We start from the raw sequence: 12,241 nt of genomic DNA, 5'->3' as shown, positions 1-12,241 counted from the left end.
TGACCGTTCTTAGCTTTTCGGTGACTCCACGTGAACGATCAAACCGTCAGGCGTGACCTCAATGCGCAGCGAGTCGAGCCCGGGCACGACCAGATCGGCGTCGAGCTCGGCGGCTGGGTAGGTTCCGGTGACGGCGATCGTGGTGCAGCCGGCGGCGCGACCGGCCCGTAAACCGGCGGGTGCGTCCTCGATCACCAGGCAGCGGCTCGGGTCTACGCCAAGCCGCGCCGCCCCCTCCAAAAACGGGTCGGGCTCGGGCTTGCCGTTCGGAGTGTCATCGATGGTCACGATCACCGCGGGTGCCGGAAAAGCGGATGCTGCCAGCCTCGCTTCGGCCAACGGCCGGGCGCAGGACGTGACGATCGCGCGCCGGGCTTCGGGCAGGCTCGTCATGAGCGCGGCGGCGCCGGGCAGCACGGTGATATCGTTCGTGTCGGCTGTTTCGAGCGCGAGGACGCGGGCAATGGCTTCGTCTACCCGGTCGGCCGGTACCAGTTCCTCGATAATGTCGCGCGCCGGACGGCCGTGGGCGGTGTCGTCCTTCGCCACTCCCCATTCCCGCGCCCAGGCAGCCCAGGAGCGGTCGACCGCCGGCGTGGAGTCGATGAGGGTGCCGTCCATATCGAACAGCACGGCATCGAAGGTGCGCCCCTGCAGAACGTTCTCGGTGGGCAGGCTCGCGTGGGGCATCCACTATCCTTTCGTCGATTTGTCGGGTGACTGCCGTGCGGCGGCCCCGCATTAACGGTAGCCCACGCGTCCGCGACGTCGGTTGGTGTGGTCTGGGCCGGTATCGTTGGGTGCAACAACCGAGCTGGGAGACCGTACCGTGTGGACGACCGTTCTGGTGATTGCGGCCGTGCTGATCGGCTCGAGCATGCAGCGCATCACCGGCATGGGGTTCGCCCTGGTCGCTGCGCCCTTTCTGGTGCTGCTGTTGGGGCCGATTGACGGCGTCATCGTCGTCAACGTCTGCGGGGCGCTTACCGCCGGCGTGATCCTGACGCGCGTGTTTCGAGACGTGGACTGGCGGCGCTACGGAATTCTGGCGGTCTGCGCCGTGATCGGCATCGTGCCGGGCTCCTACGTTTTGCAGTTCGTACCGGTGGCCTGGCTTGAGATCTCGATCGGTGTACTCGTGGCCGCCGGGCTGACCGTATCGGTGAATCTCGGCCGGGTGGTCGTGCGGGACCGACTGAGTTTTCGCGTGATGGCCGGCATGACCAGCGGGGTCATGAACACGACGGCCGGCGTCGGCGGCCCGGCGGTGAGCATCTACGCGATCGCCACCGGCTGGCCGCAGCGGTCCTTCGCCGCGACCATGCAGCCGTACTTTCTCACTATCGGGTTGGCCTCGCTGTCGTCCAAATTCGCCTTCGGATCCGCCGGAGTGCCGCAGCTGCCCGTGCTGGTCTGGATTCTGATCGGGTGTGCCTGCATCGTCGGGCTCATCGTCGGCGACCTGCTGTCGCGGGTGATCGAGCCGCACGTAGCCCGCCGCCTGCTCGTGATCGTGGCGTATCTCGGGTCGTTTGCGACGATCGTGCGCGGCGTGCTCGAACTGCTCGCCTGACCGCGCGAGACGCCGCGGGGCTAGATCGTGAAGTCGGCGCCTTCGACCGTGACGGACTCACCGGTAGCGGGATGGGCCAGGTGATGCGCGGCATCCGTTTGCATCGGTTGTTTGTCGGGGTAGGTGGCCGTCACCAGAATGGGCATGTGATCTGAGGTGCCCTGCGGAAGGGTCTCCACGTTGGTGATCGCCAGGCCCATCGAGGTTGCGAGGTCGAAGTGTCCGCGAAAGAACTTGTACCGGGTGTAGGTGCGGGTGTCGCTGAGGGTCAGGTCGTAACCGGACTGGTTGACCTTGTTGCCGAGCTTGCCCTGGAAGATCGGGTAGTTGTAGTCGCCGACCATCAGGGTCGGCAGACCGGGGCCGAGCAGACTGAGCTCTTCGTGGGCGGTGCGAATCTGGTTGCGGCGCAGGGAGTTGAGCGCGGTCAGCGGCGCTGCGTGAAAGGATGCGACGACGAGCTCACGCTGGGCGACGTTGTCGATCAGGCGGGTGGCGATCAGGCGCTCGTGTGCCGGCGCCGCCAGGTGATCATGCAGGGATTTCTTCAGCGCGAAGGCCTGCGTCTTGATCGCCGTGTAGCGGTCCCGGTTGTAGTAGATGGCCAGGCCCAGCCGGTTGCGCCGGGTCGCGTCGGCGAGGTGCAGAGTGCCGACCTCGGCCGGCAGTTCGATGGTGTTGCATTCCTGCAGGCAGAGAATGTTGGGACTGTAACGCTCGGACAGCGCGACCAGTTCGCCGCTGGCACGATTCTTGCGGAGGTTGTAACTAATGACCCTCATGGCACCCGTCTCAGACTTGATGGCTTTGAGACAAGCCTACGGCTCTCTCCCGCGTTGAAATTGAACTTCTATCGCAAATTGGGATATGCGCAGGCGGCATCCAGTCTGCGCCGGGTTAGCCGGCACCGACGATGAACATCGTCGCGATGAAGACCAGACCGGCCGCCAGAAAGGTGATCGTGGTGTAACCAAGAATGTCGCGCATTTTCAGCCCGGCGATCGCCAGAAGCGGAAGCGCCCAGAACGGTTGAATCATGTTGGTCCACTGGTCGCCGTAGGAGACGGCCATGATGGCGACGGAGGGGTCAACGCCGAGCCGTTCGGCCGCGTCGAGCATGATCGGGCCCTGCACGGCGAATTGGCCGCCGCCGGAGGGCACGAAGAAGTTCACCAGTCCAGCCGCCAGCAACGCCATCACGCCAAACGTCGCCGGAGTCGACACGTTCACGAAGAAGTCGGAGAATACCCCGATCAGCCCGGATCCGACCATCATGCCGAGGATGCCGGCGTACAGCGGAAACTGCAGCAGGATATCGCCGACGTTGGAGGCGGCATCCTTGGTCAGCCGAATCAGCTCGAACGGGTTGCGCACCAGCAGGAATATGAGCGCGAGGAATGTCCAGTTGACGATATCGAGCGTGAGGGTTCCGCCCTCGACGAAGTGAACGACCAGGTAGGCGACGAGGGCAAGCCCCACGATCAGGGTCATTATGCGGCTGGCATCGAGGCGGTCAGCGGGCGTCACGACCGGTTCTTCGGCGACCTGCTTATCGCGGGCATCGACCTCAAGCACGAAGATCGGGGCGTTACGTCGCGGGGCGACGAGGGCCAGCGCCAGCGCGACCACCACGATGGTGGCGACGGCCGCCAAAATATTCCACAGCGAGAAGGTGGTGTCGCTGAGCGAAATGGTGCGACCCAGTTGCTCGGCCAGGAAGGAGCCCTCGGTGGCGGCGGTGAGCGGTCCCGACCCGGAATATCCCATGTGCCAGATCACAAAGCCGGAGTAGCCGGCGGCGACCAGGAGCGGGAAGTGCACCGGAACGCCCTTCGCGCGCAGCTGAAAAGCCACCTCCTTGGCGAGCAGCCCCCCGACCACGAGGCCGAGGCCCCAGGTGATCAGGCACGCCACCGCGGCGACGGTGAAGACGAAAACGTAGGCCTGAAGCGCCGTGCGTGGCACAGCACCCAGACGAACCAGCAGCCGGTGCACCGGGGTCGTGTTGGCCAGAATGTGCCCGAGCAGCAGCACGAGGGCCATCTGGGTCATGAAGGCGAGCAGCCCCGCGAGACCGTCGCCCCAACTCCGCACGACATCGATCGGGCCGGAATCGGTGAGCACCAGGGCCAGAATCGCCACGATCACGGTCAGCACGATCACGAACACGAGCGCGCTCGGAATGAATCGTTCGACGAGCGAATTTATCGGGCGCATGAACGCAGCGGCTGGGCCGCTGGCGCGCTTCTCGGTGGTAGTTGACACGATGGTTCCCCCTGAATTGCTACAACATTGTCGCTCAGGGCGCCTGCACTGGCGTATTAAACGTAGCAGGCGGGTCGTCCGCTCCCCCGTCGGGGCACCTGTGGCTGGGTCGAAACGTAGACTTGACCTGCCGCACAGCGGCAACCGCGAGGGAGCAGCATGACCCAGAACGACATCGTTCTTATTCGCCACGGGCAGACGGAATGGAGCATTTCCGGCCAGCACACCGGGCGCACCGACGTTCCACTGACCGATTTCGGCCGTCAACAAGCGGATGCCCTCGGCGAGATGCTGGACGGCCAGCATTTCGATCGGGTCTACTCCAGCCCGCTCGTGCGCGCCTGGGAGACCATGGAGCGGGCCGGGTACTCCAGCCAGGGTGTGGCGAGCGACGACGTGCTCGAATGGGACTACGGGGTTTATGAGGGCCGACGCACCGCGGACATCCGCTCTGAGATACCCGGCTGGACCGTGTGGGGTAACCCAATTGTGGGCGGTGAGACCGTTGATGAGGTGGGGGCGCGAGCCGACCTCGCGATCGAGGAATGCCTCGCCGCAGAGGGCCGCGTCGCCGTTTTCGCCCACGGGCATTTTCTGCGCATCATGACCGCGCGCTGGATGGGGCTGCCGGCAATCGCCGGCAAGAACCTCAGCCTCGGCACTGCGACCGTCTCCACCCTCGGCTGGGAACGCGAGAACCGGGTGCTGCAGATGTGGAACGACGCCTGCCACCTGAGCTCGATGGACCCGGTCGTCTGACGCTGCACGGACCAATACCCCTAGTCTGGGGTTAGACAGATTCTATGCGTTGGAACCGTTGTCGTCGGTGCGTGCGAACAAACATACGAGTAGCATGCCCGGAGGGATCGATCGCGGGGGTTCGGGGGGCGCCTTCTACCCGCGAGCCCGATCAACCAGAGAAACCCGATGTACAGCATCGGTGGCCACGCCAGCGCGTGGCCCTGCCCCGGCCCGCACCGTGCGGGTCCTTCGAGAGGGAAATCACATGAGCACGTTCACACAGCTTTCACCGTCGCGCAAGCGACTTCTCGGCGCCCTGCTCGCCGTTGCAATAGTCGGCGTCGGCAGCATCGGAGTCGGCGGAGCCGTCGCCGACGAGACTGCACCACGAGCCGCCGTCGACCTCGGCGAGGCCGGGACTTTTGCCGTCCTGTCGAAGTCCGGAATTACGGATGTCTACGCCTCGACCGTCAGCGGAAACGTCGGTTCCAGCCCCATCACCGGTGCCGCTATCCACCTCACCTGCCCCGAGGTACTCACCGGAACGATCTACTCCGTGGACGCCGAAGGCCCCTCGTGCAAGGTGACCAACGACACCTATCTCACCACGGCCGTTAGCGACCTCGAACTCGCGTACACCGATGCCGCCGGCCGAACGACCCCCGACTTCATCAACCTGGGCGCCGGCGAAATTGGTGGTCTGACTCTCACTCCCGGTCTGTACAAGTGGGGCACCGATGTGAACATCTCCACCGATGTCACACTGACCGGATCCTCGACCGACGTGTTCATCTTCCAGATCTCCAAGGACCTGCAGCAAGCCTCAGCCCAGAACGTGATTCTGGCCGGCGATGCGCAGGCGAAGAACGTGTTCTGGCAGGTGGCCGGGTCCGTCGCGATCGGTACGACCGCACACTTCGAAGGCACCATTCTCAGCCAAACGATGATCGCTATGAAGACCGGAGCGAGCATCAACGGTCGACTGCTGGCTCAGACGGCCGTCACGCTGCAGAGCAACACGGTCACTGCGCCCGTCGAGTAACGAGCAGGTGCGGGCGTGGGTGACGTATCGTCCCCACGCCCGCACCGGTTCAGCGCACCGGCACCCAGGTACCCTTCACGCGCTCGGTGACCAGGGACGCCCGCAACTCGGCGACGACGCGCAGGTCCGCCACCACGTGGGCGCCGATCCGCAGGGCCGACGCCGCGTCATCCGCTGTGAAACGCACGATGACCCTGGCCGCACCGGCAACGATGGTGAGGTCGGAGGCCTCCACCGTGGTGAATTCGGCCGCCGCCGCTGCGGCCCGCGGCACGACCGAGGCGGGTTCCGTTCCCGGGTGCAGGGAGTCGATACTCATGGTGACGCGATAAGAAGGCATGGTTTCAGGGTACGGGTACTGCTTTACTGATTGGGTCCCTCATCCCCAAGTTCGGAGACCCATGACTTTCACGGCCACGATCGTTGCCCAGGTTCAGCGCACCAAGCCCGATGCCCTCTGGGCCATCGCGACCGCACTCAGCCGAGAGGTCAGTGGTACATCGGCCGCGGACGCGTTCATCGCACTGCCGGACGGCGGTCGGGTCGAGGTGGAGATTGCCAAGTTCGGCGAAAGCCTGCCGTTGGCGATCGACGTCGTCGATACGCGCGGCGCGGCCGAGGCGCGGGCATCCGCTCAGAATATTCTGGACCTGCTGGAGCAGTCCACCGGCTGGCAGGTTGACCACCTGCACGACTGAAACGGATGTCCACCCGCGGCACACAGGCGCGCCGCCTAGGATCGTCGGCATGACTGAAACCCCTCCCCCCGCTGCTCGCATCACGATGTATGGAGCCCAGTGGTGCGGCGACTGCCGTCGTTCCAAGTCACTGCTCGACCGCCTCGAGGTGGACTACGACTATGTCGACCTGCTGCTCGTCGAGGATGGCGCCGACCGCGCCCGCGCCATCAGCGGCCGCACCAACATTCCGGTCATTGTGTTTCCCGACGACACGCACATGGTGGAGCCGAGCGACGCCGAGGTGCGCACGAAGCTCGTGGCGCTCGGCCGCATCAGCTGAGGGGTCTCACCCGCGTGCTACTGTCATAAATCGCAGTTACCAACGGGGGTCGCACCATGCACGCATCCATCACCCAGCCGACTCGACGCCTTCCGCTCTCGTTGTGGGTGAGCATCGTTCTGTTCGTGTTGTACAGCGTTCTGGGCATCGCCGTGTGCGTGTCACTCCCGACCGACCCCCGCCTGCTGGTTGCGCTGCTGACCGTGTCGCCACTGTTGTTCATCGGCATGGTCGTCTCGGTGGTTGACATCGTGCGCACCAGAAAGCGCGGCGACGCCGGGCAGACCTATACCCGGTTGCAGTGGGGTGGCCTCATCCTCTTGGTTGTGGCGATGCCGCTCTGGCTGGCCATTGCCATTCTGATCGTCTCGCTGATCTAGTGCGCTCCAAAGAGTTTTTCTACCGTTAACAGCCTGGGTCCTGGCGCGTCACCGCGAGCATGCTCGGCGACTGGATCAACAACTTGCCGTCGCGCGGCTGAGACGGCGGATCGCCGACAACACAGCGCTGGAGCACCCTCGAACGGATGCTCCAGCGCTTCAGCGGGCTAGTCGGTCAGCGGCGCACGATGGAGCGCAGCAGCCGCACGGCTACCGACAGGGACGCCATATCGTCCTGCGCGAGGGAGTTGACCTCCTCGAACACGCTGCGCGCCCGGCCGAGCTGTTCGGCGTTGAGTGCTTCCCAGGTGAGGAGCCGCTCGTCGGGGGTGCCGGCATCCGTTTCATCGAGCACGGACCTGGCCATGTCGGCGACCGTGGAGTACAGGTCGTCGCGCAGGGCAGCACGGGCGAGGGCCTGCCAACGGTCCTTGCGGGGCAGCTTGGTGATGCGCTCCAGCAGGTTATCGACACCGAACCGGTTGTACACCGCATAGTAGATGGCCGCGACTTCGGTGACCGGAAGGTTGGACCGGGCGGCGACCTTGGCCACGTCCAGCAGCGCGTACGCCTCGAAGAGTTCCGACCAGCGGCGGCCGAGATCGTCGGGCAGGCCCCATTCCCTGGCCTGCTCCTGCTGGGTTTCGAGGCGTTTGAGGTCGGCGCCCTGCAGGTACTCCCCGAGGTGCTCGCGCATCAGCGCGACCTGCGGCTGGTACTTTGCGATCACACCGGCGACGGGCATATTGCCCCCGTGGTTAACCTGCCAACGCACCGCACGGTCGAGCAGCCGGCGAATGTCGAGGTGAATCGCCGTCCACTTCGCGGTCGGGAACGATGACGGCAACGCGTTGAGCTCGTCGACCATCTCGTCCAACTCGAAAATCTCCCGGAGGGCCACAAAGGCCCGCGCGATCGTCGCCTGGTTCGCCGACGTCTCCTCCATCGTGCGGAACGCGAAGGTGATGCCGCCCAGGTTGATCATGTCGTTCGCTACGACCGTCGCGATGATCTCCCGGCGAAGCGGATGCGTATCCAACTCGGCATCGAAACGTTCAGACAGGTGCGTCGGGAAATACCGGCGCAGGGTGCTGCCGAACCACGGGTCATCGGCCAGATCGCTGTCGCGCAGCGCGTTGGCCAGTTCGATCTTGGCGTAGGCCGCCAGCACGCTGAGCTCGGGGCTGGTCAGCCCCTGGCCCTGGTCGAGGCGCTCGCGTAGCGTGGCCGTCGTCGGCAGTGCCTCAAGCTCACGCTGCAGGTCGCCGGATGCTTCGAGCCAGTTCATCAGGCGCTCGTAGCTCGGGCTCCAGTTGTTGACGAGGACCCGGTCGTTGAGCAGCAGAATGTTCTGATCGACGTTATCGACCAGAACCAGGCGGCCGACCTCGTCGGTCATCTCGGCCAGAAACTCGGCCCGTTCGGCGGGGTCGAGCTTGCCGGCGGCGACCATACGGTCCACGAAGATCTTGATATTGACTTCGTGGTCGGAGCAGTCCACTCCGGCCGAGTTGTCGATCGCGTCCGTGTTGAGAATGACGCCATTGAGGGCAGCTTCGATGCGCCCGAGCTGGGTGAAGCCGAGGTTTCCGCCCTCACCGACGACCTTGACTCGCAGGTCCTTGCCGTCGACGCGAATGGAATCGTTGGCCTTATCGCCAACCTGCGCTGCGGTCTCGGTGCTGGCCTTCACGTAGGTGCCGATTCCGCCGTTGTAGAGCAGATCGGTCGGGGCCAGCAGAATTGCGCGCAGCAGCTCCGGCGGGCTCAGGTGCGTCGTGCCCTCGGGCAAACCGAGCACGACCTGTACCTCGGCCGAGATCGGAACAACCTTGGACTGGCGCGGAAAGACGCCGCCGCCGGCGCTGATCAGGTCGGTCGCGTAGTCGGCCCAGGAGGAACGCGGCAGTTCGAACAACCGCTTGCGCTCGGCAAAGGAAAGCGCCGGGTCGGGGGTCGGGTCCAGGAAGATGTGGCGATGGTCGAAGGCCGCGACGAGCTTGGTGTGCTTGGAGAGCAGCATGCCATTGCCGAACACGTCGCCGGACATGTCGCCGACGCCGACCACGGTGAACTCCTCGGACTGGGCGTCGACGCCGAGCTCGCTGAAGTGGCGTTTGACCGACTCCCATGCGCCCTTGGCCGTGATGCCCATCTCCTTGTGGTCGTATCCGACCGAACCGCCAGAGGCGAAGGCGTCGCCGAGCCAGAAACCGTACTCTGCGGCGAGTTCGTTGGCGATATCCGAGAACGAGGCTGTTCCCTTGTCGGCCGCGACGACGAGGTAGGTGTCCGCGTCATCGTGGCTGACCACGCGGTTCGGCGGAACAACCCGTTCACCCTCGGGCGTTGCCACGAGGTTGTCAGTCAAATCGAGCAGCCCGCGCACGAAGGTTTGGTAGCTCGCGATGCCCTCGGCCATCCACGCCGCCCGGTCCAGTGCCGGATCTGGCAGCTTCTTGGCGAAGAATCCGCCCTTGGCGCCGGTCGGCACAATGACGGCGTTCTTGACCGTCTGCGCTTTGACCAGTCCGAGCACCTCGGTGCGAAAGTCCTCGCGGCGGTCGGACCAGCGCAGGCCACCCCGGGCAACCTTGCCGAACCGCAGGTGCACGCCCTCGACGCGCGGCGAGTACACCCAGATTTCGTACATCGGTCGCGGTGAGGGCATCTGCTCGATCTGCGACGGATTGAGTTTAATGCTCAGATACGGCTTGTACTGGAAGAAGTTGGTGCGCAGCGACGCTTCGATCAGCGTGATCAGGGTGCGCAGCACCCGGTCGGCGTCGAGGGTCGCGACCTGCTCCATGGCCAGGGTGAGCTGGTCGCGCACGTCGGCGACGCGCAGCATCCGCTCATCGTCGGCGAGATCTGGGTCGAATCGGGCTTCGAATAGTGACACCAGGCCACGCGTAACGGCCGGGTTGGCGAGCAGGGCGTTGGCGACGAAACCGTAGGAGTTGGTGTTGCCGATCTGGCGCAGATATTTGGCGTAGCTGCGCAGGATGACGACGCGGTGCCACGGCAGGCCGTCCTGCAGCACCAGGCGATCGAGGCTGTCGGACTCGATGGCTCCGCTGATCGCAGCACCGAACGAGTCGGCCAGCAGGGTCCCGGTCGCGATCGGGTCGACTCCGGCCGGGTAGTGCAGGCCCAGGTCGTACAGGTAGAAGCGGCGCCCGTCAGCGGTTTCGATGTCGAACGGCACCTCGTCGAGGACTTCGATGCCAAGGTTCTGCAGAAACGGCAGAATCTGGCTGAGGCTCTTCGGCTCGGTCATGTACAGCTTGATGCGGGCGTCTTCGGCGGGGTCACCGACACTGTGAGGCCGGTAGACGTGCAGTCCAGGGCGGGTGCGCGGGTCAGCGGATGCTCTCACCGGCGCAGCGCAGGCCTCGAACCGCCCGATGTCTTCGAGGGCATCGGCAATTTCATAGTCGACCCGGTAGCTATCGGGAAAAGCTTCAGCCCAGACAGCGGCCAGGCGCTCGGCTTCCTCGACCGAGTGTGTTTCGCGGAGTTCGTCGCTGATCCCCTCGGGCCAGGACCGCACGGCCATGGCGAGACGGTGTTCCAGGGCGGCGGCGTCGACTGTGTCGGCGGCGACATCCTTGGGCAAGCGGATGCGATAGAACAGTCGCGCGAGTGCCGATTCGGTCATGCGCGCTTCGAAGTCGAGGGCCTCCGAGTGGAAGGTCTCCTGCAATTCCTTCTCAATGCGCAGCCGCACGGCAGTGTTGTAGCGGTCACGCGGCAGGTAGACCAGGGCCGACATGAACCGGCCGTAGATGTCGGGGCGCAGGAACAGCCGGGTGCGTCGGCGCTCCTGCAGACGTTGGATGGCGAGCGATGCGGTGATCAGGTCGGGGACTTCGATCTGGAACAATTCGTCACGCGGGTAGGTTTCCATAATGCCGAGCAGGTCTTTGCCGCTGTGCGACTCGAGCGGAAAACCGACCTCGGTCATGACGGCCTTGACCTTTTCGCGCAGCACCGGCACGGCCGTGACCGAGCTCGTGTAGGCGCTCGCGGCGAACAGGCCGATGAAGCGCTGTTCTCCCTTGACCTGACCGGCGGCGTCGAAACTCTTGATGCCGATGTAGTCGAAGTAGGCGGGGCGATGCACGGTGGAGCGCGAGTTGGCCTTGGTGATCACCAGGGCGGTGCGCTCGCGCGCTTTCTGCCGGCCGGCATCCGTTAGATGCTGAATCTGGTGACGATCGTCGGCGGAACGCAGCAGGCCAAGGCCGCTGCCGTCGATCAGGGTGAGGACGTCTTCGCCGTCCCGCGTCTCGAGGTTGTATTCGCGGTAGCCGAGAAAGGTGAAGTTGCCCTCGTCGAGCCAGTGCAGCAGCTGCTGGGTTTGGGCGAGGTCCTTGACCTGATCGGCGCCGACGACCTTGTCGAGGGCGTTTGCGATCTGCATCGCCTTGGTGCGCATGAGCGGCCAGTCCGCGACGGCGGCGCGAACATCGCCGAGAACGGCTGTCACGCCAGCCACCAGCAGGGCCTGCTCCTCGTCGCTCGCACTGTCGATCTCAATGGCGATCCACGATTCGAGGTGCGAGGCGTCATCGCCGGTGGCGATCAGGTGGGCAATATTGGGCATCGCCGAGGTATCACCGCTGGAGACGCCAACACCGGCCGGAATGCGGTTGATGTCGACGAGTTCGTTGCTGGCCTTGCTGCGGGCCACGATGAGCAGCGGGTGCACGACGAGGTGGATGGCGGAGTGCTGGCGCACCAGCTCGGCGGTGACCGAATCCACCAGGAAGGGCATGTCGTCGGTGACGATATAGATGACGCTGCGTCCGGGCTCATTCTGAATCTCGACCGATGCCGTTTTGGGCACCCGGTACTGCGCGACCTTCCAATGGGCTCGCGCTCGGGCTTGCAATACTGGCGGGGAATAGTGCGCCGCGTCTTCGTCCGTCAAATGCTCATAATAATCAGTTATGAACGACTCGAGTGTGGGGTCTACCGGGGCTAGACCCGTAGGGGTGAAACCAGACGACATCGAAAAAACGCCTCCATCAAATATCTGCGCGGGGCTCCTGCAACGGGTACTTCGGTGTACCCCGTCGAACTCAAACGTGGAGTTCCCTTACTTTCTCATCGTAGCGCTGGCCCCAGCGCCCCAGCCGTGCCGCCGCAGAACCTGCGGCGGCACGAAAGAACTGATGAGCGGCACGATCTTCGCTACGGTTTGTGTCGACGGCG

The 12,241-nt window shown here is 64.7% G+C and carries 11 protein-coding genes; 6 read left to right on the top strand and 5 right to left on the bottom strand.

The window, feature by feature from the left end; translation table 11 throughout:
• Positions 1–9 precede the first annotated feature (9 nt).
• Positions 10–690: an HAD-IA family hydrolase gene (locus E3O45_RS12105; protein WP_134443620.1), complete on the bottom strand. Its 681-nt coding sequence runs from the start codon at positions 688–690 to the stop codon at positions 10–12.
• A gap of 139 nt (positions 691–829) precedes the next feature.
• On the opposite strand from E3O45_RS12105, the gene E3O45_RS12100 reads away from it, so the two are divergent.
• Positions 830–1,573, top strand: coding sequence for a sulfite exporter TauE/SafE family protein (locus tag E3O45_RS12100; RefSeq protein WP_134443619.1), 744 nt, complete (start codon positions 830–832; stop codon positions 1,571–1,573).
• A gap of 20 nt (positions 1,574–1,593) precedes the next feature.
• On the opposite strand, the gene E3O45_RS12095 is transcribed toward E3O45_RS12100, so the two are convergent.
• Together E3O45_RS12095 and E3O45_RS12090 are read right to left on the bottom strand one after the other, a co-directional pair.
• Positions 1,594–2,355, bottom strand: a complete 762-nt coding sequence (locus E3O45_RS12095; RefSeq protein ID WP_241985338.1) for an endonuclease/exonuclease/phosphatase family protein — start codon at positions 2,353–2,355, stop codon at positions 1,594–1,596.
• 115 nt (positions 2,356–2,470) lie between these two features.
• On the bottom strand, positions 2,471–3,790 hold the full coding sequence (locus E3O45_RS12090; protein WP_134443653.1) for a short-chain fatty acid transporter: 1,320 nt from the start codon (positions 3,788–3,790) through the stop codon (positions 2,471–2,473).
• Positions 3,791–3,997: 207 nt separating this feature from the next.
• Here E3O45_RS12090 and E3O45_RS12085 point away from each other — a divergent pair, with 207 nt between their 5' ends.
• Entirely contained in the window at positions 3,998–4,597 is a 600-nt protein-coding gene (locus E3O45_RS12085) for a histidine phosphatase family protein (RefSeq protein ID WP_134443618.1), read from the top strand.
• Between the two features lie 247 nt (positions 4,598–4,844).
• Positions 4,845–5,621, top strand: a complete 777-nt coding sequence (locus E3O45_RS12080; protein ID WP_134443617.1) for an ice-binding family protein — start codon at positions 4,845–4,847, stop codon at positions 5,619–5,621.
• Between the two features lie 49 nt (positions 5,622–5,670).
• Here the strand turns inward: E3O45_RS12080 and E3O45_RS12075 are convergent, their stop codons facing one another.
• On the bottom strand, positions 5,671–5,961 hold the full coding sequence (locus E3O45_RS12075; RefSeq protein ID WP_134443616.1) for a hypothetical protein: 291 nt from the start codon (positions 5,959–5,961) through the stop codon (positions 5,671–5,673).
• Positions 5,962–6,022: 61 nt separating this feature from the next.
• On the opposite strand from E3O45_RS12075, the gene E3O45_RS12070 reads away from it, so the two are divergent.
• Genes E3O45_RS12070 through E3O45_RS12060 form a run of 3 tightly spaced genes read left to right on the top strand, consistent with a single transcriptional unit; the run spans position 6,023 to position 7,021 of the window.
• Positions 6,023–6,319 carry a hypothetical protein gene (locus E3O45_RS12070; RefSeq protein WP_134443615.1) on the top strand — a complete coding sequence of 99 codons (297 nt, stop codon included), beginning with the start codon at positions 6,023–6,025 and terminating at the stop codon, positions 6,317–6,319.
• A 49-nt stretch (positions 6,320–6,368) separates the two neighbouring features.
• The gene (locus E3O45_RS12065; RefSeq protein WP_134443614.1) at positions 6,369–6,641 is read left to right on the top strand and encodes a glutaredoxin domain-containing protein; all 273 of its coding nucleotides are present in this window, start codon (positions 6,369–6,371) and stop codon (positions 6,639–6,641) included.
• 56 nt (positions 6,642–6,697) lie between these two features.
• The gene (locus E3O45_RS12060; protein WP_134443613.1) at positions 6,698–7,021 is read left to right on the top strand and encodes a hypothetical protein; all 324 of its coding nucleotides are present in this window, start codon (positions 6,698–6,700) and stop codon (positions 7,019–7,021) included.
• A 175-nt stretch (positions 7,022–7,196) separates the two neighbouring features.
• Here E3O45_RS12060 and E3O45_RS12055 read toward each other — a convergent pair whose 3' ends face one another.
• Positions 7,197–12,038, bottom strand: coding sequence for an NAD-glutamate dehydrogenase (locus E3O45_RS12055; RefSeq protein WP_134443612.1), 4,842 nt, complete (start codon positions 12,036–12,038; stop codon positions 7,197–7,199).
• Between the last annotated feature and the right edge of the window lie 203 nt (positions 12,039–12,241).

Source organism: Cryobacterium sp. TMS1-20-1 (assembly GCF_004402355.1).
Classification (GTDB): Bacteria; Actinomycetota; Actinomycetes; order Actinomycetales; family Microbacteriaceae; genus Cryobacterium; species Cryobacterium levicorallinum.
This window is presented reverse-complemented; position numbering and strand designations above follow the sequence as displayed.

Coding starts and splice junctions, on each gene's coding strand:
- E3O45_RS12065 (WP_134443614.1), top strand. CDS start 6,369: ATGACTGAAACCCCTCCCCCCGCTGCTCGCATCACGATGTATGGAGCC.
- E3O45_RS12070 (WP_134443615.1), top strand. CDS start 6,023: ATGACTTTCACGGCCACGATCGTTGCCCAGGTTCAGCGCACCAAGCCC.
- E3O45_RS12080 (WP_134443617.1), top strand. CDS start 4,845: ATGAGCACGTTCACACAGCTTTCACCGTCGCGCAAGCGACTTCTCGGC.
- E3O45_RS12090 (WP_134443653.1), bottom strand. CDS start 3,790: ATGCGCCCGATAAATTCGCTCGTCGAACGATTCATTCCGAGCGCGCTC.
- E3O45_RS12095 (WP_241985338.1), bottom strand. CDS start 2,355: ATGAGGGTCATTAGTTACAACCTCCGCAAGAATCGTGCCAGCGGCGAA.
- E3O45_RS12085 (WP_134443618.1), top strand. CDS start 3,998: ATGACCCAGAACGACATCGTTCTTATTCGCCACGGGCAGACGGAATGG.
- E3O45_RS12055 (WP_134443612.1), bottom strand. CDS start 12,038: ATGTCGTCTGGTTTCACCCCTACGGGTCTAGCCCCGGTAGACCCCACA.
- E3O45_RS12105 (WP_134443620.1), bottom strand. CDS start 690: ATGCCCCACGCGAGCCTGCCCACCGAGAACGTTCTGCAGGGGCGCACC.
- E3O45_RS12060 (WP_134443613.1), top strand. CDS start 6,698: ATGCACGCATCCATCACCCAGCCGACTCGACGCCTTCCGCTCTCGTTG.
- E3O45_RS12075 (WP_134443616.1), bottom strand. CDS start 5,961: ATGCCTTCTTATCGCGTCACCATGAGTATCGACTCCCTGCACCCGGGA.